Raw genomic sequence first — 21,741 nt, 5'->3', positions numbered from 1 at the left:
GCCCCAGCCATTGGCCGTCGGCGCCGAAATCAACCGCTTCGCCGCCACCGTCACCACCCTCACCCCACGCATGTCCGAATGGCTACGCGGCGACGACAAAGCCATCGTCGCCAAGGAAGCGGGGGAGTTCGCCGCGCAGGGCGTCTCGGAGGACTTGGCCTACACGGTGGCGACCGGGCTGTATCAGTACAGCTTGCTCGATGTCATCGACATCGCCGACATCGTCGACCGTGATCCGGTCGAGGTCGCCGACACCTACTTCGCGCTCATGGACCACCTCGGGGCCGATGGACTGCTGACCGCGGTGTCGAGATTGAGTCGCGACGACCGGTGGCATTCGTTGGCGCGGTTGGCGATACGCGACGACATCTACGGCTCACTGCGCGCCCTGTGCTTCGACGTGCTCGCCGTCGGCGAACCCGAGGAAACCGGCGAAGAGAAAATCGCCGAGTGGGAGATGACCAACAGCTCCCGGGTGACCCGTGCCCGCCGCACGCTCACTGAGATATACGAAGATGGGGAGCGGGATCTGGCCACACTGTCCGTCGCGGCCCGCCAGATCCGCAGCATGACGCGAACGAGTGGAACGGGAACGACTGGGTGACGAGCTTTGTAGCGCCGGTGCACGTGCGCTGGTCCGACATCGACATGTACCAGCACATCAACCACGCCACCATGGTGACCATCCTGGAAGAGGCCCGGATACCGTTTCTGCGTGAGCCTTTCGGTGAGGAGATCACGACCATCGGCTTGCTCATCGCCGAGGTGAACATCGTCTACAAAGGACAGCTGCGGCTCGTGGACTCCCCGCTGCAGGTGACCATGTGGTCCAAGCGGGTGCGTGCGGTCGACTTCACGATCGGCTACGAGGTGCGGTCGGTGGCTGCCGCGCCGGACTCGAAGCCTTCGGTGATCGCCGAAACACAACTGGCTGCCGTGCACATCGAAGAGCAACGGCTGCAACGGTTGTCGGCCGCACAACGCGCATACTTAGAGCGCCATCTGCGATGACCGGCCCCGAACGCGGCCTCTGGGTGGAGGATCCGCGTCATCGCGAGGACCTGATGGCGTTCGTCGAACGTGCACTCCGCCTCGACGAGGCCGCGGTCGTCCGATTGCGTGAGCGTGCTCCCGAGTTTGTAGTGGCTTGGGTGGCAACGGGTTTCGACGTGCTGGCCAGCCGGGTCGTGGCCGCGCGGGTGCGTCCGTCCGACTTGTCGGCGGGCGCCGATGCGTTGGCGGCCGGATTGTCGGCGCCTGGCGACTATGTCGATCCGGGCTTTCCGATGGATTCGGCCTGGCGCGGCGCGTTACCGCCCGAGGCCGGGTTCGCCCATCTCGACGACGTTCCGGCTCGCGTGGTGCTCGATCTGGCGCAGCAGGGCATTGCGCTGGCCAAGGAGCACAGTAGTGCACACGGTCCGCCGGCCTCGCTGCTGGACCAGGAGGTGGTCGGCGTCAGTGCTGACGACGTCAGCGTGGGCATTCCGATGCGGTGTGTATTCGCTTTGACGGCAATGGGTTTCCTGCCTCAGTCAGGTGACGAGGTGAGTGCCGATGAGATCGTGCGGGTGCGCGCTCATCCCGCGTGGCTGCGAATCGACGCGCGGTTCGGCTCGGTGTATCGGCGCCGCGGCGACCCGGCCTTGCTTCTCTAGCGCGAGCAGACGACCCACACCGCAGTGTCGGGCGGCAGCATGTCGCCGGTCAGCGGACCACTAGCCAACAGGATCTCACCGGCGGGCAACGGTAGGGGATGCGGCCCGGTGTTGAGCGCACACACCAGGCCGCCGGACCGTCGGAACGTTGCGCTGTCGAGCCATTCGATGCCGCCGCCGTCGAATTCGTCACGGTCCGAACGCAATCGCACGGCCTCGCGGTAGAAGTTCAAGGTGGACGCCGGGTCGGCGAGCTCGTGTTCCACGGTCAACGTGGCCCAGTCCTCGGGCATCGGCAGCCAGGTCTCGGGGGTCGTGGAGAATCCGAACGGCGGCGCGGTGCCCGACCACGGCATCGGTACCCGGCACCCGTCGCGTCCGCGTTCGGTATGTCCCGACCGCTCCCACACCGGATCCTGCAGTACCTCGTCGGGCAGGTCAACGTTGGCCAGGCCGAGTTCCTCGCCGTTGTAGATGAACACCGCGCCAGGCAGTGCGAGCATCACCAGTGCCATCGCCCGGGCCCGCGCCAGGCCCAGCGCACCGCCGCCGTAGCGGGTGACTTCACGTTCCACATCGTGGTTGGACAGCGTCCACGTCGGCGTCGCACCCTCGAGCGCGGCTGCGGCCATCGCGTTGTCGATCGCATCGCGGATCTCGGCCGCGTCGAAATCCGCCTGCACCAACCGGAAGTTGAAGCCCAAGTGCAGCTCGTCGGGCCGCAGGTACCGGGCGAAACGCTCGTTGCCGTGCACCCACACCTCACCGATCGCGACGGCGCCCGGGTAGTCGTCGAGCACGGTGCGGATGAACCGGTGGATGTCGTGCACGCTGTCGTTGTCGAAGCGCGGGTCGTCATCGCTGTTGCGCAGTAGAGCGGTGTCGGTCACCGACATGTCCGGCAAGTCTGGCGGCTTGGCCATGCCATGGGCCACGTCGATACGGAACCCGTCGACCCCGCGGTCGAGCCAGAACCGCAGCGTCTTCTCCAGATCCTCGAACACCTCGGGGTTTTCCCAGTTAAGGTCCGGCTGTCCAGGATCGAACAAGTGCAGATACCACTGCCCGGGTGTGCCATCGGGTTCGGTGACGCGCGTCCATGCCGGGCCGCCGAACACCGACACCCAGTTGTTGGGCGGTGTCGCGCCGTCGGCGCCGAGGCCGTCGCGGAAGATGTAGCGATCACGGCGGCCCGGGTTGGCCAGCGCTTCGACAAACCACGGATGAGCCGAACTCGTGTGGTTGGGCACCAGATCCATCGTCACCCGGATGCCCCGGGAGTGCGCGGCGTCGAGCAATCGGTCCAGGGCCTCCAGGTCGCCGAACAGCGGATCGACGTCGCGGGGGTCGGCGACGTCGTAGCCGTGGTCGGCCATCGGCGACACCATCACGGGATTGAGCCACAGCGCGTTGACCCCGAGCGCCGACAGGTAGTCGAGCTCGGCGCGGATCCCGTCAAGGTCGCCGACACCGTCACCGTTGCTGTCGCGAAACGAACGCGGGTAGGCCTGGTAGAAAACCGCCTGCGACCACCACTCGGCCATCAGAACGCCGAGTTGACCATCGAGTCCGCGGCCATCTCCAGATAATCCAGCAACGCCTTGCGGTGCGGGTCGTCGAGCGTCGCGGAATCGATCTCGCCGACCGCGATGTGCATGTTCCGTAGCCAGGCGTCGCGCTCGAGGTAGCCGATGCGGAACGGCGCGTGCCGCATCCGCAACCGGGGATGGCCACGCTGGTCGGAATAGGTCCGCGGCCCACCCCAGTACTGCTCGAGGAACATTCGCAGCCGCTCCTCGGCGCCCTCGAAATCGTCCGGGGGATACAGCGGATGCAGGATCTCGTCCTCGCGCACCAGTTGGTAGAACCTCGACACGATGGCGCGGAACGTGTCGTGGCCACCGACTTCGTCGTAGAAGGATCGTTGAGCGGCCGTCACACCCTCCATTGTGCCGATCAACCGCGGGCGCCGCGTTCCGGTGGTGGGCCGACGACCTCGAGATCCAACTCGGCGCGGGCACGGGCAAACCCTGCCACGGGAAACTCCTTGCCGCTTCCCTCGACGTGGATGTGCGCGTCGGTGGGGGTGTTCATGTACTCGAAGAACTTCTCGAACACCCCGGTGGTGAGCAGTCCCAGCATCTGGGTGTTGTGGCTGTCGAACGCGAAGGCGCAACCACCGCACAGCGGCGCGGACGTCGTGAAGTTGCCCGGGATGGCGGGTGGCAGGTGCGAGCCGTAATCGATGCTCGCCATCACGTAACCGTGGATTGCGAAGTGCCGTGTCAGGTCGGGGCGGCCGGTGCGGTCGCCGAGTCGCCAGCCTCCGCCGTGCAGCCAAACGATCGCCGGAAGGGGTTCGGTTGTTCTCGCAGGCTTGACGACGTCGATGAACAGGGCAGGCGCGTACTCGTGCGTGGAAGTTTGGGTGTCCAGAGGGATCACTCCTGTAGATGCAGCGCCCGGGCCTGGGTTGCCGCTGACGCGGTTGTAAGGCCCTTCAAGTGCTACTGCATTAGCCAGGCTAACAGATTCGTCATGCGGTGTTCACTCAACCGTCCAGGAAACTCACTCAGAATTGTCGTGCGATTGCACCAGATCCGTGGTGGACTGTGTGCTCGGAGGCTCTATGGCGCACAGCAAAAAAGGCCACTCACGACGGACCGGTCACTTATCCGGCCCATCGGGACCTCACGCGCCGAACCGCCCGCTCCACAGCGTCGAAACCTTCGCGACGAGCAATCCCGAAGCATCTTTATGGGGTCGCCGCCGGGTTCTCCTGCTCAATTCGACATACGAACCGCTGACCGCGCTGCCGTTGCGCCGCGCCGTCATCATGCTGATGTGCGGTAAGGCCGACGTCGTCCACGATGACCCGGCCGGGCCACTTATCCACTCGGCGACCAGGACCATCGTGGTTCCGTCGGTCATCCGGCTGCGCAGCTTCGTGCGGGTGCCGTACCGGGCCCGCATTCCGATGACCCGCGCGGCGCTCATGCACCGCGACCGCTTTCGCTGTGCCTATTGCGGCGGCCGGGCCGACACCGTCGACCATGTGGTGCCGCGCAGCCGCGGCGGCGAGCACTCGTGGGAGAACTGCGTCGCGGCGTGCGCGTCCTGCAACCACCGCAAGGCCGACCACCTGCTGGCCGATCTCGGATGGACACTGCGTTCTGCCCCGATGCCGCCCAAAGGTCAGCATTGGCGGTTGCTGTCGACGATCAAAGAGCTCGACCCGGCCTGGGTGCGCTACCTCGGCGAGGGCGCGGCGTGACGGACGCCTTACTGTCGGCGCGCCGACACATCGCGACTGATACGGTTTGCGCGTGAGCACAGCACTTACCCATTCCCTCCTCGGAGGGGTTCCGCTGGTGTTGTTCGCGGTCCTGGCGTTGATCTACCTCACCCGTAAGGGACCGCACCCGGACACGTACAAGATGTCCGACCCGTGGACCCACGAGCCGATCCTGTGGGCCGCCGAGGAGCCCCGTGATCACGGGCATTCTGGGCACGATTCGCATGGAGTCACGATCGGAGGCGGCGCAAGTGGCAAGTGGTAGCCATACAACGGAACTCGCGACGGCCGCACCCGCCGATCTCGAACTGCCCTACGGCTACGCGCTGACGTCCAGCGGCCGGATCTCCGGCGTCACCGAGCCCGGTGAACTGTCGGTGCATTACCCGTTCCCGACGATGGACCTCGTCGTGCTCGACGATGCACTGAAGTACGGGTCGCGCGCGGCCAAGGCCCGGTTCGCCGTCTACATCGGTGGACTCGGCGAGGACACCGCGGCGACCGCCCGCGAGATCCTGGCCAAGGTGCCGACGCCCAACAACGCGGTGCTGCTCGCGGTCTCGCCCGACCAGCACGCGATCGAGGTCGTCTACGGCGCCGACGTCAAAGGCCGCGGCATCGAAGAGGCCGCCCCGCTCGGCGTTTCCGCTGCCGCCGCGTCCTTCAAGGAAGGCAACCTGATCGACGGGCTGATCAGCGCCGTGCGCGTGCTGTCGGCCGGCGTCTCACCTGCCTGATCCTGTTCCCTTTGCACCGCGAACGTGCGTGTCTGCTGCGCGACACGCCGCTGCCAAGCAGCATTTCGCGCACGCTCGCGGAGCCTGACCGCTACAGGGCGGTCAGGCTCGCACGTATCTCCACATAGCGCGTCAGGAACTTGCGCTCATCGAGGCGTTTCCGGCGCAGCCACCCGGTGACCTCGTCATTGCATTTACTCGCATTGCACGACGCGCATGCGGGCACCACATTGTCGATGGTGTAGCGCCCGCCTCGCGATATCGCCATCACGCAGTCACGCTGAAACGGGCCTTCGACTGCGCAGCAGTAGGCGCATCCACCCCACGCGCTCTTGATCGCTTCCCATTGCGCGTCGGTGAGGTCGTTGACGACGGCGTCGAGCCGACGCTTACGCCTGCGCGAATACCGCGCGCTACGGGTTCGACTGACCGCCACCGACCAAGGGTATGGCCCGCGAGCGTGCGCAAACTGCTGCTGAAGTGCGGCGTGTCGCGCAGCAGACACGCACGTTCGCGGTGCCAAGCCAGCCAGGGGAGCTAACTGATGTCGAAGGCGCGGGCGCGCAGGGAGCGCTCGACGCCGGCGCGGCCTTCCAGCACGAGCCGGCGCAGCGCGGGCGGCACCTCCGGATCGGACAGGAACCGGTCGGCGGCATCGAGTCCGTCCTGGCTGATGTCCCATGACGGGTACAGCCCGACCACGACGGTCTGGGCGACCTCGCTGGAGCGCCGCTCCCACACCCCGGAGATGGCACCGAAGTAGCGGTCGCGGTACGGCGCGAGCAGCTCTTCCTGTCCGGGCTGCACGAATCCGCCGACGATCGCACGCGTGGTGATGTTGGCCAGCGTGTCGTCTTCGATGACCTGCTCCCACGCGCCGTCCTTGACGGCCGCCTGCGGCCGGGCCGCCGCGGCTGCCGCGGCGTGGCGCTTGCCTGCTGCGGTCGGGTCACGCTGGACTTCGGCATCGATGAACGGAGTCTCGGTACCGTCGGCGTCGACCTGCCCGGAGCGGGCCAGCGCGGTCACGATGCGCCACCGCAGGTCGGTGTCGACCACCAGTCCGGGCAGGCCAAGCGAACCCGGGTCCTTGTCGAGCAGATCGGCCAGCAGCACCGCGTGATGCGTCGACAACACCGAGGTGGTCAGGGCGTTGACGAACGCCAGCTGGTGGTCGGAGCCTGCCTGCGCGCCGCGAGCCAGCTCGACCAGCCGATCGGCGAAGGCCGGCCAGCCCTCCGCGTACGCCCAGCCGGGATCGGCGTAGGCGCCGAGCGCGGTCTGCGCCTGCAGCAGCAGCCGCTGCGCCACACCGACCTCGGACTCGGCGTGGATACCGCTTGACACGAGCGCCACGAAGTCGCGGGCCTTCATCTCGGCTTCGCGCGTCATCTCCCAGGCCGCCGACCAGGCCAGCGTGCGAGGCAGGGAATCGGCGATGTCGGCGATGCGCGTCAGCACGGTCGACAGCGAGTCGGGGTCGAGCCGCAGCGAGCAGTACGTCAGGTCGTCATCGTTGACCAGGATCAGCTTGCCGCGCGAAACACCGACGAGCGCAGGGACTTCCGTCGATTCGCCTTCGACGTCGAGTTCTTCGCGATGCACGCGCACTAGCTTGCCGTCCACGTCGTCGTACACACCGACGGCGAGCCGGTGCACCCGGGTCTCGCCGGCACCGGGTGCCGCGCCCGACTGCGCGATGGCGAACCGGGTGAACGCGCCGGACGAGTCGACATCGAAGTCGGCCCGCAGCGTGTTCAAACCCGTTGTCTTGAGCCACTGTTGGCCCCAGCCGGACAGGTCGCGGCCGGATGCCTTCTCCAGCGCCCCCAGCAGGTCACCGAACGTCGCGTTGGCGAACGCGTGGTCGCGGAAGTAGTCCCGCAGCCCGGCGAGGAACTCTTCGAGCCCGACGTATGCCACGAGCTGCTTGAGCACCGATGCACCCTTGGCGTAGGTGATGCCGTCGAAGTTCACCTCGACGGCGGCCAGGTCCGGGATGTCGGCGGCGACGGGATGCGTCGAGGGCAGCTGGTCCTGCCGGTAGGCCCAGGACTTCTCGACGTTGGCGAACGTCGTCCACGCCTGCTTGTACTCGGTGGCCTCGGCCTGGCACAGCACCGACGCGAACGTCGCGAACGACTCGTTGAGCCACAGGTCGTCCCACCACGTCATGGTCACGAGGTCGCCGAACCACATGTGGGCCATCTCGTGCAGCACGGTCTCGGCCCGGCGTTCGTAGGAGTAGCGCGTGACCTTCGACCGGAAGACGTAGTCCTCCAGGAAGGTCACCGCACCGGCGTTCTCCATGGCGCCCGCGTTGAACTCGGGTACGAACAGCTGGTCGTACTTGCCGAACGCGTATGGGGTGCCGAAGTTGGCGTGGTAGAAGCCGAAGCCCTGCTTGGTCTCGGTGAAGAGGCGGTCGGCGTCCATGAATTCGGCCAGCGACTTGCGGCAGAACAGCCCGAGCGGGATCGTGCCGTGCTCGTCGGAGTATTCGTCACGCCACACCGCGTACGGGCCGGCGATCAACGCGACGAGGTACGTGCTCATCCGCGGCGTGGTGGCGAAGGTGTGCGCGCCGCCCTCGGAATCCGATGTCGCCGCCGGAGCGGCTCCGGCGGAAATCGTCGCGCCGTTCGAGATCACCTCCCAATGCGACGGTGCGGTGACCGCGACGTCGAACGTCGCTTTGAGGTCGGGCTGGTCGAAACACGCGAACATCCGCTTGGCGTCGGCGGTTTCGAACTGCGAGTAGAGGTAGACCTCGTCGTCTACGGGATCGACGAACCGGTGCAGGCCCTCGCCGGTGTTGGAGTAGAAGCAGTCGGCGTCGATGACGGCGACGTTGTTCTCGGTGAGCCCGACGAGCGGGATGCCGGTCGATTCGTCGTATGCCGATACGTCGATGGGCTTGCCGTTGAGCGTCGCGCTGTGGATCTTGGCTGCCGCGAGGTCGATGACGGTGTCCGCCCCGGCCAGCGCGGTGAACTCCACGGTGGTCGTCGATCGGAAGGTGCGTGCGCTCGGCTTACCTTCACCGTCGGTGAGGTCCAGGACGATCCGGTAATTGTCGACGGTGACCAGAGCTGCGCGCTCGATGGCCTGATCACGAGTGAGATTGGGAAGTACCACCCGTCCAACCTAATGGCTGGCCGCGGGTCGGGCCCGGCTACGGGCGCAAAGCCGTCAACCCGGGGACGGCCAGCATGCGCAGCAGGGTCCCGTCGCCGATCGACGACATCATCTGCGGGCAGTACATCGAGATGGCGATGCCGGTGAAGAATGCGGCGACATCGGGGGAGACCACGCTACGGTCACCCCGCAGTTTGGTCGCGACGGAGGCGAAGGATTTGCCCGGCTCGACCAACATCGGGCACACCTGCTGGCCCAACGCCACGGCCGCGGCCGGATCGTTGTAGGACACCCCGGCGCTGTTCAGCGCGGCGATGAACGAGTCGTCGACCGGGTCGGCATTGGCGGGTGCGGCGGTCAGCGCGCCTGCCGTGACGGCCGCGACCAGCGGCAGGATCGCTCGAGCGGTCATGGTGGGCTCCTCAGTTGTCACGGAGAGCACTCAGAGCGCTCTAGTACCTCGTGCAACGGTGGATTACCAGGGTCACAGTGGCAACACGATTCGGTAAAGATCCGCACACTATGCGTTTCCTGTGCGTGATTCCGGCGGCGCATATGCAAAGCGCGCCGGTCATACGTCGATCGTGTGCACCGTTTCGTCGTCCCGCAGCACCCGCACGAACAGCATGCCGGGATGATCCTGTTCGGCCTTGGTGGCCTCGGCGATCGCCGCCCGCATCACCGTCCGCTTGGTCTCGGAATCCGGCCTGGTGTCCGACGTGGTGAACCACAGCGTGAACGGCGTGGCCGGGTCGGCGTCGAGCCGCGTTTCGACGATGGTCCGCACCACCGACGGGTTCGGATTGCCCGACGCGCCGTTCCCGCTGAGCACGTAATGTTCGGCCAGCACCCGGCGGGCGAAGTCGGCGCTGACGTTGTGCTCGGCGCCGTGGTGCTGGACCTTGAGCACATTGCACCGAAACGGTTCGCGCCCGAGCAGTTTCGCGGCCTTGAGCCCGTCGATGATCTCGGGCATGGCGGCATCGCCCGTGAGCAGGCATGTGCGGCCGCGTTCTTCGGCGAGTAGGATGATCGACGCTCGATTGGGCACCGTCACCTTCGATGCGTCGGCCTCCTTGATGAGTTCGGCGTGGGCGGCCACGACGTTCTCGATCAGCTCGAGCGACGCGTCGAGCGCCATATCCAGGGGCACACCGCCGACGTCCGGGCTGACCGCCAGTGTCCGGCGACCCCCTGGTGCGGTCCGCCCAGCGCGGGCCGGCCGGGGCATCGCGTCGAGCAGGGCCGTGAACTCGTCGCGCAGTTCGTCGACGTGTTTCTTGGCCGGGCCAAGCACGTGAAGGTTGAGATCACCCAGGCGCTCGACGTGAACGGGTTTGCGCAGCAACACCATTCCGTTGAACGGTTCGTTGAACGGGATCGGCACGCGAGCCCCTTCGATCCTGAGCATCAGATCCTCGCCCTGCTTCACGCTGGTCGCGAGGTTGGCCAGCGCGAGCGCGGGTTCGGGCACGTCGGTGGCATCGGCGCGGAATGCCAAGTCGACGGCCGCTCCGACACTACGGGCGAGATTGCCCGCCGGGTCGGCGAGCTTGTCGCCTAACTGCCGTCGCCACGAGTTGTGCCAGATCGCCTTGATCTCAGGCGGTTTCGGCACTTTGGGCGGCCGCAGGCCGTCGCGCTCGGCGGCGTCGGCCAGTTGATGCTCGAAGCTCGCCCACTTCTCCACGGCGTCGAGCAGCGGAATGATGCCGCTGATGTGGTCGGCGTCGATGTGCGAGACCACGACGAGGTCGAGCACCTGGTCGTCGGCCACCAGTTCGTCCAGCACCGGCCGCGTGCATTCCTTGAAGCTGCCCGACCGCCCGCCGTCGATGAGAACCCGCCGGCCATCGGCGGATTCGAGAAGCAGACAGTCGCCGTCGGTGGCGTGGAAGGCGTGCAGTCTCATTGTCGATCTCCTGCGTTGTAACCGGCGGCCTCCTCGACGCACCGCTCGGGGTTGATCAACCCGAAGCCGGCGTCTTTGCGCCAGTTGAAGTTGTGTCCGATCAGCGGCGTCGACGTCGCCCGGATGATGCCCTGGATCTGGGCGGCGGTCAGCCACGGATGCGCAGCGAGCATCAGCGCCGCGACACCGCACACATACGGGCTGGCCATGCTGGTTCCGGTCATGGCGGTCCATGGGTTCCATGGGTCGAACCCGCAGGCCGCCACGACATCGGTACCGTCGGCGCCGATGTCGGGCTTGCACCGGCCGTCACGGGTCGGGCCGCGGCTGGAGCTGACGTTCACTTTCTCCCGCCGCGCGTCGATGTTGGCCACCGCGATGACCCGGTCCGGGCACGCCAGCGAGTTGATCATGCGGTCGGCGCTATAGGAGCCCGGACCGAAATACGACGGGAAGTCCCAGAGGTTGCCGCCGTGCCGGTGCGGATCGTCGCGTTCGATCCAGGCGTCGAACCCGCCGTCGCGCACCACGATTCCGTGCAGTCGCACCGTCCACTGCCCGGCGGTGATGGGTCTTGGTGGTTGTTCGACGCCGTCGACCGGGTCGGGGAAGCGTGGTGAGAGCAGTATCGAGATCCGGTTGAAACCGTTGGCCGGATAATAGGTTTCGTTGACGATGCTGACGCGTGTTCCATCGTCGAGACGTCTGTTGATCAGCTGCTTGTCGGGTTTGATCCAAGGGCTCCACACGCCGCCGGGTGGTCTGACCGCGACCTCGATGCGGTCCTGGGCGCAGTACCAGATCTCCATCTCGTTCTCCGAGATGTCGGCCACCTGGTCGCTGCCCTCGACGATCCAAGTCAGGTCACGTCGCAATCCGGTGGCGCGAAGGGTGCCGCTCGCGTGTATCCGTCCGTTGATGTAGCCGCGGTCCCCGTCCGCGGCCTGTTCGGTCTGTCCGGCGTTGCCACTGGCGACCGCGATGCTGCGGCCCCGCGTCGACAGTGCATGGTCGATCCACTGCGCGGTGGGGCTCGTGGAGTCGTGAGCGTGGCCGTTGGTGCCGAGACTGATGTTGATCGACACCGGCAACGGTGTGCCGTCGGTGCCGAGTTCGGCGGCGAGGTCGAGGAGGAAGTCGACCGCGTCGGTGACGCGGGTCGAATCGTAGAAGCCCGTGGCCGCGGTGTCGGTCTGGTCGCCGAGGTCGATCAGCACACCGGCGACATGAGCCTTGCGCGCCACGCCCCGGTTGCCCGCGGCGATCGACGCGACGTGGGTGCCATGCGATCCGGGCACCATCTGAGATTGCGGCTCCAGCGAGGTCGCGACCATCCGGCGGCCTTCCGCGGCGTCGATCGCCGCATCCATATGCCGTTTGCGGATCAGCGATCCGTACTCGAATCCGCCGATGTCGTCGGCCCGCCGGGACGGGGGAGGAGGCCTGGTGCCGCCGCCTTGATCCCAGATGGCTTCGAAGCGCGTGTGGCCGGTGTCGTCGAGGAAGTCGGGATGCGCGAAATCGAATCCGTTGACGTCGATGATCCCGACCAGCACACCTTCGCCGTACCGATGCTTGTGCCGGCACTTCGCGATACGGCGAGCGCTGAACTCGGGGGCGCGGTCGGGGTTCGCGTCCGTCGGCCGCGGTGCGCTGAGACTCAAGCCCGTTTCCACATAGCCGATACCGGGTATCAGCGCCAGGCGCGCGACGTCTTGCGTGCGAACCTCGACCATCGCCGAGTTGGACTTCCATCTGACCCGGCGTGCGGTCCCGGCCAGCGCTGCGGTGACGACGCCCTTGCTGACGTCGTCGAGTTCGGCGTCGAGGTGGACATAGACACTGACCAAGGTGTCGCCGGGTTCGGCGACGTCCACTGCCACTGACGGGGATTGCCGTGCTCGCGCCCGGTTGGTTTGCGGCGAGGTGCCCGCGATGACTTCCACCTTGGGAGACAGCCCGGTTGACGCTGGTTTCGGATCGGCGGTGGTCATGTTTGCCCCCTTCGCCAGTCGGCCACTGCGCTCACGGTAAGGCCGGGTAGCGGGCGCGCGGATGCGTAGTCGACTACTCGTTTCATTGCTGCTCCGCCGTGGGCGGGGGCCGGTCTGGCGCCGGTGCGCTACCGAGATCAGGATTGTGGGGGCATGACGGGAACAGTCCGGCGGCACGCGAAGTTGTGCTGAACGGAGTTCTGTCCAGTTCGCATCGAGAGGACACGTTGATGGCTCAAAAAGATGTCGCAGGTTTCTGGTTCGACCCGCTGTGCCCGTGGTGCTGGATCACCTCGCGCTGGATTCTCGAAGTCGAGAAGGTGCGTGACATCGAGGTGCAGTTCCACGTGATGAGCCTGGCCGTGCTCAACGAGGGCCGCGATCTGCCCGAGGAGTACCAGGAGGCGATGAAGAAGGCCTGGGGCCCGGTCCGGGTCGCGATCGCCGCCGAGCAACTCAAAGGCCCCGAAATCCTGTCGCCGCTCTACACCGCGATGGGCTTCCGTATCCACAATCTCGACAACAAGGACTTCGACGAGGTGATCGCGCAATCCCTCGACGAGGTCGGGTTGCCCGCCGAACTGGCCGAGGCCGCCAAGACCGACAAGTACGACGAAGCGTTGCGCAAGAGCCACCATGCCGGGATGGATGCGGTGGGCGAAGACGTCGGCACACCGACCGTCCACGTCAACGGCGTCGCGTTCTTCGGCCCGGTCCTTTCCCGCATCCCGCGTGGCGAAGAGGCAGGCAAGCTGTGGGACGCGTCGGTGACGTTCGCGTCGTATCCACATTTCTGGGAGCTCAAGCGCACGCGTACCGAACGCCCGGAATTCGACTAGCGCCGCACCGGGTCCGCCGCACCCTCGCGTAGCCACCGCAGGTCTTCGCGCGTGGGTGCGGATTCCCAGTCGCCTTCGCCGGTGCACGCGAAGGCCCCACAGGCGACCGCGGTAGCCAGGCACTGCCGAACGTCTGCGCCACGGGCGTGCTCTGCCAGCCATCCGGCGACGAACGCGTCACCGGCACCCACGGTGTCCACCACCGGTACCGGCACGGCAGGCGCCGAGCAACGCCCGCCCACGGTGGCGGCCACCGCGCCCTCGGCGCCGCGCTTGACCACGGCACATTCGACGCCCATGCCCAACAACGCATCGAGCTGTCCATCGGGTGTGTCGGCGTCGGTGAGCAGCCGCGCCTCGTCCTCGCCGGCGAACACGATGTCGGCTCGACGCGCCAACTCACGATAGGCGCTCGCAGCGCCATCACGGTCGCTCCAGAGGGCGTCGCGGTGGTTGACGTCGAACGACACCGTGGCCCCCGCCGCGGCGGCGAGATCGATCGCGGCATGCGCGGCGGCCAGCGGGGTTTCGCCCAAACCCGCTGAAATCCCGGTAATGTGAAGGATTTTCGTGTCGGCGACGGCGGCGGCCGGGACGTCGCAGGGCCGTAGGCGGCTGCCGGCCTGCTCACGGCGGTAGTAACTGATCTGCGACGTGCCCGGATGGGGTCGTTCCTTGATCATGAGTGCCGTCGCGGCATCGTGGTCGAGCACCGCGAAAGGGTGCACGCTCTCGGCGCGCAGTTCCCGCAGAATCAATTCGCCCAGACTGTCGGCGCCGATCCGCCCGATCCAGGCCGCCGAGCCGCCCAACCGGGCGACGCCGATGGCGACATTGCTTTCCGCACCGCCGAATCCCAGGCGCAGCACGGGGTTGTGGTGCAGGCGTCCGCACCGCGGCGCGGTGAGCAGGCCCAGACTCTCACCTATCGTGACGACGTCGAACGTCATCGTCGCACTCCCGCGGCGATGGCGACGGCGTCCCTGGCCGCGTCGGCGACCGCGTCCGAACCGTCGGCCGCACGGGCCGTGATCCAACTGCCGCTGACGGCGAAAACCGCCTGCTGGGAAAGGAATTCGGCCATGGAAGCGGCCGTGACGCCGGCCGACGGCATGAACGCGACGTCGGGAAACACTGCGGTGTAGGCGGTGAGCAGAGCCGTGGCGTCGACCGCGGCGGCTGGAAAGAGCTTGAGCCGGCGCAGACCGAGTCGCGCCGCGGCGCTCACCTCGGTCGGGCTGAGCACGCCCGGAATGGTCGGCAGCCCGGCAGCCGTGACGAACCCCACCACGTCGTCGTGCAGCCCGGGTGACACCACGAACCGCGCGCCCGAGTCGATTGCGGCGCGCGCTTGCTCGACCGTGCGGACGGTTCCGGCCCCGACCAGGAGATCGCCGCGGGCCGCCAGCCGGCGAATGGCGGCGAGACCGTGCTCACCGCGCAATCCCACCTCGACCACGGGCAGGCCGCCGTCGACGAGTCCGTCGCCGATCACATCGACGTGACTCGGCTCCTGCACGGTCGCCAGGGGGATGACGCGGTGATCGAACACCTCACTCATCGGGCATCGGCGAACGTCGGACGCGTGCCGTAGCGCTCCAGGGCGGTCCGGTCCAAAGTCACGCCCAGCCCGGGCCCGCCCGGCACCGCGAGCATGCCTTCGCTGTCGAGATCCCATCCGCCGCTGACGAGTTCGTCGATGTAGGCCGACCCGGTCTTGTATTCGACGAAGTCGGTCGCGGCCAGTGCCGACGCCAGATGCAGGTCGGCGGCCAACCCGATCGCGGTGTTCCAGCCGTGCGGGATGAGCCGCACGCCGCGGTCCTGCGCGGCCCAGCCGATCCGGCGCGACTCGCTCAGGCCGCCGCCCTTGGTGGTGTCGGGTTGCACGATGTCGAATGCTCCCGCGTCGAGGAACGGCAAGAACGTCTGCCGCCGCGTCAGCACCTCGCCGCCGCTGATGGGCACCTTGGAATGCCGCCTCAACTCGACGAATCCGTCGACGTCGTCAGGTGCCAGCGCCTCCTCGAACCACGCGACGCCGTAATCGGCCAGCATGTCGGCCGTGCGCTTGGCCCAGTACAATCCGCCGGGGAAGAATGCCTCGGATCCACCGGCGTCGACCGCCAGCATGTGGTCGCCGACGGCTTCGCGGGCCGCGGCCACGGTGCGCTCGTCGGTCTCGCTGTCCACGCGGCCGAACTTCCACCAGCCGATCTTGAATGCCGTGAAGCCCTGATCGGCCAGCTGCGAGAGGTTTTCGGTCATGACCGGCGCTTCATCCATGAGCACCGAGGCGTAGGGCCGCACCCGCTCCCGGTAGCGGCCGCCCAGCAGCCGCCCTACCGGTTGACCGAGCGCCTGGCCGGCCAGGTCCCACAGCGCGATGTCGATCGCGCTCGTCGCGTGGGTGAGGGAGCCGCCGCGGCCCATCCAGAACGCGCTCTGGTGCAACGTCTCGGTCAGCCGCTCGGCTTCCAGTGCGCTCTGCCCGATGAGTTGCGGCGCAAGGACATCCACGGCAGCGGCGACCAGACCTTCGGTCGTGAAGGCGCTGCCGATGCCGACCTGGCCGCTGTCGGTGTGGACGGCGACCAGGGTGTGCACGACGTCGTCGGGGCGCAGTTCGTTGGACCAGCCACCCTCCGGCGTGGCGCCGCGCAGCCCGCACGTCTGAATACCGGTGATCTTCATGTGTTGTAGAGCTCCTCGGGATGATGTGACCGTGTTGTCACGGCCGGTGGGTGAGCATGAGTCCGGGCCTGCGGCCGGTGTGGGTGGCGTCGGTGACGACGGGCACGCCGTTCACCCACACATGGCGGGCGGCGTCGGCATATCGGCGCGGCAGCGTCCAGGTGTCGGTGCGGTCGATGATCGCGGGGTCGAACACCACGACATCGGCGAACGCGCCCTCGCGCAGTTCGCCCCGGTCGCGCATGCCGAAGTGTTCGGCGACCATGCCGGTCATCTTGTGGATAGCGGTCTCAAGCGACAGGACGCCTCCCGGCACGTGGTGTGCCAGGTAATGCGTATGCCCGTGGTAGAACAGCGGATTGCGGGTCCGGCCGTCGAGCGCGCCGTGCCGGCACGTGGTGAACGCGTCGACCCCGAGCAGGAAGTGGTCGTGCGCGATCGCCTCCGCGAGATGGCCTGCGCTGAACAGGTCGCCGATCAGCTGCACGCTGCCCATGTCGGCGCCTGCCGCGGCGAGGATGTCGAACAGGCACTCCCATTCGTCGGCGCCGTGTTTTTCGGCAATCTCGGTGAAGCACAGTCCTTCCCAGTCGGGGTGGGTCGGGCTGACGCCGAGCCGCACGCGGTGCCACTGGCCGCGGTGGACGAACCGCCAGTAGCGATCGCTGTCGTGGCGCACCCGGTCGCGGACTTCCCGGTCCTTGAGCAGCTCGGCAGCCTCGGCACCGGGGCGTTCTGCCAACCATGCGGGCAGTAAGCCGGTGGCCATGCCGATACCGTGCGGGTAGGGGGTCATGTCGGCCAGCACGTCGGTTCCGCGCCGGCGTTCGGTGACAACGCGCTCGGCCGCACGTTCCCAAGCGCCGGATTCTGCGCCGGTGTCGTGACGCACATTCAGGTGCGACAGTTGTGCCCGCACCTGGCCGCCGTCGACGACGGCGAAGAACTCGTCAACGGCGGTGTCGAGCTCGGCGTCGCGGTTCCGGATGTGGCTGGCATACATGCCGTCGCGCCGGCCTGCCGCCTGCGCGAGCGTCACGAGTTCCGCGGTGGCCGCGAAACGTCCTGCGCCGTACTCAAGTCCGCTGGAGAAGCCGATCGCGCCTGCCTCCATCGCCTCATCGAGCAGGCGGATCTGCGCGCGCAGTTGGTCGGTGGCTGACCGCGCGGCGGAGCGAATCGCGGTGTGCCCCACGAACCACATGAGATTCTGGGCTGTCGGACCGGAGTGCACTCGCTGCACGAGATCGCCGAAGCTGCGCCAGTCGACCGGACCGTCGTAGCCCATGGCGCGCAGGGCACCCGCGGTCGCGTCGACGTCGTCGTCGCTGATCGGGGCATAGGTGACGCCACAGTTGCCGACCACCTCGGTTGTGACGCCTTGGTGGATCGTGCTGAACGCGTCGGGATTGCCCAGCACCGACCAGTCGCTGTGGCTGTGCGGATCGATCAGCCCTGGCGTGATGAGCTTCCCGGCGCAGTCGAGTGTGGTGACCGCTCGGACGTCGGGCGACAACCCGACGAACGCGATGCGGTTCCCGCGCAGGCCCACATCGGCTCGTCGTGCGGGCGTCCCGGTGCCGTCGACGATGTCTGCGCCCGTCAGCAAGTAGTCAAGTGCCGGCATCTCAGAGCACCTTGCTCAGGAACTCCCGCGTGCGGGTCTCCTGCGGCGCGGTGAACATCGATGTCGGGCTGGCGGTTTCGACGATCGTGCCCTTGTCCATGTAGATCACCCGGTCGGAGACCTCGCGGGCGAACCCCATCTCGTGGGTCACCACGACCATCGTCATACCGTCGGCGGCGAGGTCTTTCATCACCGCGAGCACCTCACCGACGATCTCGGGATCCAGCGCCGAGGTGGGCTCGTCGAACAGCATGATCTTGGGATCCATGGCCAGTGCACGCGCGATGGCCACGCGTTGTTTCTGGCCGCCCGACAGTGAATCGGGATAGACATCGGCCTTGTCGGCCAGACCCACTCGCCCCAGCAGGGCGCGGGCCCGTTCCTCGGCCCCGGTCTTGGTGCGTCCCAGCACCCGTCGCGGCGCCAGCACGATGTTCTCGGTGACGGTCATGTGCGGAAAGAGGTTGAAATGCTGGAACACCATGCCGACGTCGCGGCGCACCACGGCGAGGTCGGCGGTCTTCTCGTGGGGTCCCAGGGTGTGCCCGTTGATCACGATCGTGCCGTGCGACGGCCGTTCCAAGCCGTTCATGCAGCGCAGCAGCGTGCTCTTGCCCGAACCCGACGCCCCGATGATGCACACCACTTCGCGCTCGGCCACCCGGCACGAAACACCGTGCAGCACTTCGGTGTCGCCGAAGCTCAGCCGTAGTCCGTCGACCTCGATCATTTGTTCGCTCCTGTGGTGAGGGTGAGGGTTTCGCCGACCGCGGGCGCCTTGACGTGAATGCCGAGCCGTCGTTCGTATCGGCGGCCGAGCGACGAAAGCGCGTAGCAGATGACGAAATAGCCGGCGCCTACGATGAGGTAGGTGGTGATCGGATCGGCGGTCAGCGAGCTGACCACATTGCCTGCACGGGTCAGCTCGATGAGACCGATGACTGCGACCAACGAGCTGTCTTTGATCAGGATCACCAGGAAACCGACACCGGGTGGCACGATCACCCGCGCGGCCTGCGGCAGGATGACCCAGCGCATGCGTTGGGCGTAGGACAGCCCGAGTGCGTCGGCGGCCTCGAACTGCCCACGGGGGACCGCTTCGATGCTGCCGCGTACGAGTTCGCCGATATAGGCCGACGCGAACACCGACAGCGCGATCACCGCGGCCCAGTACTCCGAGAGGCTGCTGCCCGGGGCCATCAGCGGTATGCCGAAGTAGACGAAGAAGATGATCAGCAATACCGGGATGCCGCGGATCAACGCGACGTAGATCGCGGCGACCCACCGCAGGGCCCGGATTGTTCCGGTGGACATCAGGCCGATGACGATTCCGAACAGGCCGCCGAAAAGCACTGACAGCGCGCATATCTGGAGTGTCACGAGCGCCCCGTGCCAGATCAACGAGAGATGTTGCGTGCCGAGTCCTTCGAACATCACGCCACCTTCCACTTGATGAACCGGGTTTCGGCGATTCGCGACAGGCTCGCGATGAGGAACGCGACCGCGAAGTAGAGCAGGCCGCCGACGGTGAACGCCTCGATGGTGCGGAACGTGGTCGAGGTGATTCCCATCATCACGTGCATCAGGTCGGGCAGGGATACGACCGACGTGATCGACGAGGCCAGGAACAGCAGGATCGTCTGATTGGTGATGGCCGGCAGGACGTTTCGCATCGCCGGTGGGAACAGCACCCGCCAGAACGTGTCGCGCGGGCTGAGCCCGAGTGCGGCGCCCGCTTCACGCAGGCCTGCCGGCACGGACTGAAAGCCGGCGCGATAGATCTCGGCCATGTACGCCGCGTTGTTGATACTGAGCGCGAGGATGCCCGCCGCGACCGGGTCGAGGTTGACCCCGGCCTGCGGCAGTGCGAAGTAGACGAGGTAGAGCTGCAACAGCAGGGGGGTGTTGCGGATGACCTCGATGTAGGCCGACGACGCGCCGCGCAGGATGCTCACCTTGGACGTGCGCCCGGTGTAGAGCAGGATTCCGAATGCGCCGCCGACGACCGCTGCGACCAGGCTCACCCCGATGCTGACCGCGAGGCCTTTGAGCAGTGGAATGAGGTAGGGGACCAGGTCCCCGTAGTAGAGCTGCATGTGTTGTCCTGAAAGATGGTGGGATGCAGCGGGTTACTTGATGAGCGCGGGGACGTCCATGCCGAGCCACCTGTTGTATGACTCATCGGCGGCCTTGCTGATGTTGTAGTTCATGATGAAGTTGTTCAGGTAGTTGAGCCAGAGCTGGTCGCCCATCTTGATGCCGAAGGACACGAACGACGGGGCCAGTGCGGGCGCGTCGAGGACGCGCACCGCGTCGCCCTGGCTGGCCCGGATATCGGCCACGACGGCGGTGCTTTCCATCAGGGCGTCGACCTTGCCGCTGCGCAGGGCCTGGATGGAGTCGGCTACGGCTTCGAACAGGCTCGGCTTGGCCTGCGGGAACTCGGCTTCCAGGATCGTGGCGGGCACGCTGCCGCGCGTGGCGGCGACCGTGCGGCCCGCAAGGTCGTCGTAGCTTCGGATCGCGCTGTCGGCGGGAACCACGACGAGCTGACCTTCCGACGCGTACGGCCTCGTCAGGGCCACCACTTGCGCGCGTTCGTCGAGGTTTGTCAGCGCGGCGATGACGACGTCGGCCTTGCCGGTCTCGAGCATCGGGATTCTGCTGGCATTGGTGGTGCTGACGAATTCGACCTCGGCGCCGAGTGAATCGGCCAGTGCCCGCGCCTTGTCGATGTCGAAACCCTCATACTCACCCGAGCTGTTCATCACGCCGTATGGCGGTGCGTCGGCGAAAACACCCACGGTGAGCTTCTTGGAGTTCAGCACCTTCGACAAGACGCTGTTTTGAGATGACGCGGGGCCGGCCTGATCCGAAGAGGTACAGCCGGCCGTGAACACCGTCGCGGTGGCGGCGAGCGCGGCGATCGCCACACGAATGCCTGTGCGCATGAGTTTCCTTTGTTCAGGGGAGGTTTCGGCTGCCGGATCGGTGTGGATCTGTCTGCCCGGAGCCGGGATGGCGTAGATCAGAGATTATCTATAATCTGTAATCAACGCAACAGTGCGCCGTGTTTGTTGTCTGGCCGCCCGGCGTGGCTGCATAGGATTAGTACGGCGGGCGACCGTCGCGAAGGGAGAGGACCGTATGACGGAGGACGTGTTGGGGGCCGTCGAACCACTGGCCGCCGCTGCCCCGTTCGCTTCTTCGCGGCGGCATCAGATCGCCGACTGGCTGCGTGAGCAAATCGTGAAAGGCGTGCTGGCGCCGGGTGCCCAGCTCAAGCAGGACGTGTTGGCCGCCCACTTGTCGACCAGCCCGGGCCCGGTGCGAGAAGCGTTGCGCCAGATGGAAAGTGAAGGGCTGGTCCACCACATTCCGAACCGCGGGGCGTTCGTCGCCTCGGTGAGTCCCGACGAATTGCTGGGCGTGCTGCTACCCGTCCGGCTCGCCATCGAGCAATTCGCGGTGGAAAAGGCCAGCGCCGTCCCCGCGGTGCTCGCCGAACTGGAGCGCCTAGTCGGGCTCATGGACAAGGCCGCGCTCGCCGACGACCTCGAACAGCTCAACGAACTCGATGTGCAGTTCCACGAGACCATCGTCAAGAGCGCACATTCCGAACATGCCATGCAGTTGTGGACCAGCGTGCAACCCCGCATCCGCATGCAGATCTTCCGGCTCGCCAAACGGCACGAGAGCCCGTTCGCGATTCCCGAGGAGCACCGCGCACTGCTCGACGCGATCATCGCCGGGGGGACGGACGTCCGGCGGGCGGCGCTCGACGACCACATCGTCGCGAGCGCACGGCAGCTCCTCGCGGCCGCCCAGCCGGACTGACGCCACCGTA

The 21,741-nt window shown here is 66.9% G+C and carries 23 protein-coding genes and 1 pseudogene; 8 read left to right on the top strand and 16 right to left on the bottom strand.

What is annotated here, in order from left to right:
* From ACRCUN_RS16165 to ACRCUN_RS16155, 3 genes and pseudogenes are all read left to right on the top strand, one after another.
* A pseudogene (locus ACRCUN_RS16165) lies at window positions 1-604 on the top strand (NAD-glutamate dehydrogenase); the annotation flags it as partial.
* A 44-nt stretch (window positions 605-648) separates the two neighbouring features.
* Entirely contained in the window at window positions 649-1,011 is a 363-nt protein-coding gene (locus tag ACRCUN_RS16160; protein WP_462142645.1) for an acyl-CoA thioesterase, read from the top strand.
* Window positions 1,008-1,658 carry a DUF8010 domain-containing protein gene (locus ACRCUN_RS16155; protein WP_462142629.1) on the top strand — a complete coding sequence of 217 codons (651 nt, stop codon included), beginning with the start codon at window positions 1,008-1,010 and terminating at the stop codon, window positions 1,656-1,658. Before ACRCUN_RS16160 ends, ACRCUN_RS16155 begins: the two co-directional genes overlap by 4 nt.
* Here the strand turns inward: ACRCUN_RS16155 and ACRCUN_RS16150 are convergent.
* Genes ACRCUN_RS16150 through ACRCUN_RS16140 form a run of 3 tightly spaced genes read right to left on the bottom strand, consistent with a single transcriptional unit; the run spans window position 1,655 to window position 4,103 of the window.
* Window positions 1,655-3,202 (bottom strand): glycoside hydrolase family 13 protein, encoded by a 1,548-nt coding sequence (locus tag ACRCUN_RS16150; protein ID WP_462142628.1) that lies wholly within the window; start codon window positions 3,200-3,202, stop codon window positions 1,655-1,657. The two genes, ACRCUN_RS16155 and ACRCUN_RS16150, sit on opposite strands and share 4 nt — an antisense overlap.
* Entirely contained in the window at window positions 3,202-3,606 is a 405-nt protein-coding gene (locus ACRCUN_RS16145) for a globin (RefSeq protein ID WP_462142627.1), read from the bottom strand. Before ACRCUN_RS16145 ends, ACRCUN_RS16150 begins: the two co-directional genes overlap by 1 nt.
* An 8-nt stretch (window positions 3,607-3,614) precedes the next feature.
* On the bottom strand, window positions 3,615-4,103 hold the full coding sequence (locus ACRCUN_RS16140; RefSeq protein ID WP_462142626.1) for an alpha/beta hydrolase: 489 nt from the start codon (window positions 4,101-4,103) through the stop codon (window positions 3,615-3,617).
* A 184-nt stretch (window positions 4,104-4,287) separates the two neighbouring features.
* On the opposite strand from ACRCUN_RS16140, the gene ACRCUN_RS16135 reads away from it, so the two are divergent.
* The 3 genes from ACRCUN_RS16135 to ACRCUN_RS16125 are packed head-to-tail and all read left to right on the top strand — an operon-like array spanning window position 4,288 to window position 5,690.
* A complete protein-coding gene (locus ACRCUN_RS16135; protein WP_462142625.1) occupies window positions 4,288-4,932 on the top strand; it encodes an HNH endonuclease in 645 nt (214 codons plus the stop codon).
* 52 nt (window positions 4,933-4,984) lie between these two features.
* The gene (gene ctaJ / locus ACRCUN_RS16130; protein ID WP_462142624.1) at window positions 4,985-5,218 is read left to right on the top strand and encodes an aa3-type cytochrome oxidase subunit CtaJ; all 234 of its coding nucleotides are present in this window, start codon (window positions 4,985-4,987) and stop codon (window positions 5,216-5,218) included.
* Entirely contained in the window at window positions 5,205-5,690 is a 486-nt protein-coding gene (locus ACRCUN_RS16125; RefSeq protein WP_462142623.1) for a DUF5130 domain-containing protein, read from the top strand. Before ctaJ ends, ACRCUN_RS16125 begins: the two co-directional genes overlap by 14 nt.
* Window positions 5,691-5,781: 91 nt before the next feature.
* On the opposite strand, the gene ACRCUN_RS16120 is transcribed toward ACRCUN_RS16125, so the two are convergent.
* The 5 genes from ACRCUN_RS16120 to ACRCUN_RS16100 all read right to left on the bottom strand — a co-directional run bounded on the left by ACRCUN_RS16120 (window position 5,782) and on the right by ACRCUN_RS16100 (window position 12,734).
* Entirely contained in the window at window positions 5,782-6,126 is a 345-nt protein-coding gene (locus ACRCUN_RS16120; protein WP_462142622.1) for an HNH endonuclease, read from the bottom strand.
* A gap of 101 nt (window positions 6,127-6,227) precedes the next feature.
* Window positions 6,228-8,828: an aminopeptidase N gene (gene pepN / locus ACRCUN_RS16115; protein WP_462142621.1), complete on the bottom strand. Its 2,601-nt coding sequence runs from the start codon at window positions 8,826-8,828 to the stop codon at window positions 6,228-6,230.
* Between the two features lie 37 nt (window positions 8,829-8,865).
* Window positions 8,866-9,240: a DUF732 domain-containing protein gene (locus tag ACRCUN_RS16110; protein WP_462142620.1), complete on the bottom strand. Its 375-nt coding sequence runs from the start codon at window positions 9,238-9,240 to the stop codon at window positions 8,866-8,868.
* A gap of 159 nt (window positions 9,241-9,399) precedes the next feature.
* Entirely contained in the window at window positions 9,400-10,740 is a 1,341-nt protein-coding gene (locus ACRCUN_RS16105) for an MBL fold metallo-hydrolase (protein WP_462142619.1), read from the bottom strand.
* On the bottom strand, window positions 10,737-12,734 hold the full coding sequence (locus ACRCUN_RS16100; RefSeq protein ID WP_462142618.1) for a S8 family serine peptidase: 1,998 nt from the start codon (window positions 12,732-12,734) through the stop codon (window positions 10,737-10,739). Before ACRCUN_RS16100 ends, ACRCUN_RS16105 begins: the two co-directional genes overlap by 4 nt.
* 230 nt (window positions 12,735-12,964) lie before the next feature.
* On the opposite strand from ACRCUN_RS16100, the gene ACRCUN_RS16095 reads away from it, so the two are divergent.
* The gene (locus ACRCUN_RS16095; protein WP_462142617.1) at window positions 12,965-13,573 is read left to right on the top strand and encodes a mycothiol-dependent nitroreductase Rv2466c family protein; all 609 of its coding nucleotides are present in this window, start codon (window positions 12,965-12,967) and stop codon (window positions 13,571-13,573) included.
* Here ACRCUN_RS16095 and ACRCUN_RS16090 read toward each other — a convergent pair.
* The 8 genes from ACRCUN_RS16090 to ACRCUN_RS16055 are packed head-to-tail and all read right to left on the bottom strand — an operon-like array spanning window position 13,570 to window position 20,845.
* Window positions 13,570-14,523 carry a sugar kinase gene (locus tag ACRCUN_RS16090; protein ID WP_462142616.1) on the bottom strand — a complete coding sequence of 318 codons (954 nt, stop codon included), beginning with the start codon at window positions 14,521-14,523 and terminating at the stop codon, window positions 13,570-13,572. The two genes, ACRCUN_RS16095 and ACRCUN_RS16090, sit on opposite strands and share 4 nt — an antisense overlap.
* Entirely contained in the window at window positions 14,520-15,134 is a 615-nt protein-coding gene (locus ACRCUN_RS16085) for a bifunctional 4-hydroxy-2-oxoglutarate aldolase/2-dehydro-3-deoxy-phosphogluconate aldolase (RefSeq protein ID WP_462142615.1), read from the bottom strand. The genes ACRCUN_RS16090 and ACRCUN_RS16085 overlap by 4 nt, the downstream gene beginning before the upstream one ends.
* Window positions 15,131-16,267 (bottom strand): mandelate racemase/muconate lactonizing enzyme family protein, encoded by a 1,137-nt coding sequence (locus tag ACRCUN_RS16080; protein WP_462142614.1) that lies wholly within the window; start codon window positions 16,265-16,267, stop codon window positions 15,131-15,133. The genes ACRCUN_RS16085 and ACRCUN_RS16080 overlap by 4 nt, the downstream gene beginning before the upstream one ends.
* A 37-nt stretch (window positions 16,268-16,304) precedes the next feature.
* Complete coding sequence (locus ACRCUN_RS16075) at window positions 16,305-17,894, bottom strand: N-acyl-D-amino-acid deacylase family protein (RefSeq protein WP_462142613.1); 1,590 nt, start codon at window positions 17,892-17,894, stop codon at window positions 16,305-16,307.
* A 1-nt stretch (window position 17,895) separates the two neighbouring features.
* On the bottom strand, window positions 17,896-18,624 hold the full coding sequence (locus ACRCUN_RS16070) for an amino acid ABC transporter ATP-binding protein (RefSeq protein WP_462142612.1): 729 nt from the start codon (window positions 18,622-18,624) through the stop codon (window positions 17,896-17,898).
* Entirely contained in the window at window positions 18,621-19,328 is a 708-nt protein-coding gene (locus tag ACRCUN_RS16065) for an amino acid ABC transporter permease (protein ID WP_462142611.1), read from the bottom strand. Before ACRCUN_RS16065 ends, ACRCUN_RS16070 begins: the two co-directional genes overlap by 4 nt.
* On the bottom strand, window positions 19,328-19,990 hold the full coding sequence (locus ACRCUN_RS16060; protein ID WP_462142610.1) for an amino acid ABC transporter permease: 663 nt from the start codon (window positions 19,988-19,990) through the stop codon (window positions 19,328-19,330). Before ACRCUN_RS16060 ends, ACRCUN_RS16065 begins: the two co-directional genes overlap by 1 nt.
* A gap of 33 nt (window positions 19,991-20,023) precedes the next feature.
* Window positions 20,024-20,845, bottom strand: coding sequence for a transporter substrate-binding domain-containing protein (locus tag ACRCUN_RS16055; RefSeq protein WP_462142609.1), 822 nt, complete (start codon window positions 20,843-20,845; stop codon window positions 20,024-20,026).
* A gap of 196 nt (window positions 20,846-21,041) precedes the next feature.
* Here ACRCUN_RS16055 and ACRCUN_RS16050 point away from each other — a divergent pair, with 196 nt between their 5' ends.
* On the top strand, window positions 21,042-21,731 hold the full coding sequence (locus tag ACRCUN_RS16050) for a GntR family transcriptional regulator (RefSeq protein WP_462142608.1): 690 nt from the start codon (window positions 21,042-21,044) through the stop codon (window positions 21,729-21,731).
* The last annotated feature ends 10 nt before the right edge of the window (window positions 21,732-21,741 follow it).

This window comes from Mycobacterium venezuelense (assembly GCF_054919535.1).
This window is presented reverse-complemented; position numbering and strand designations above follow the sequence as displayed.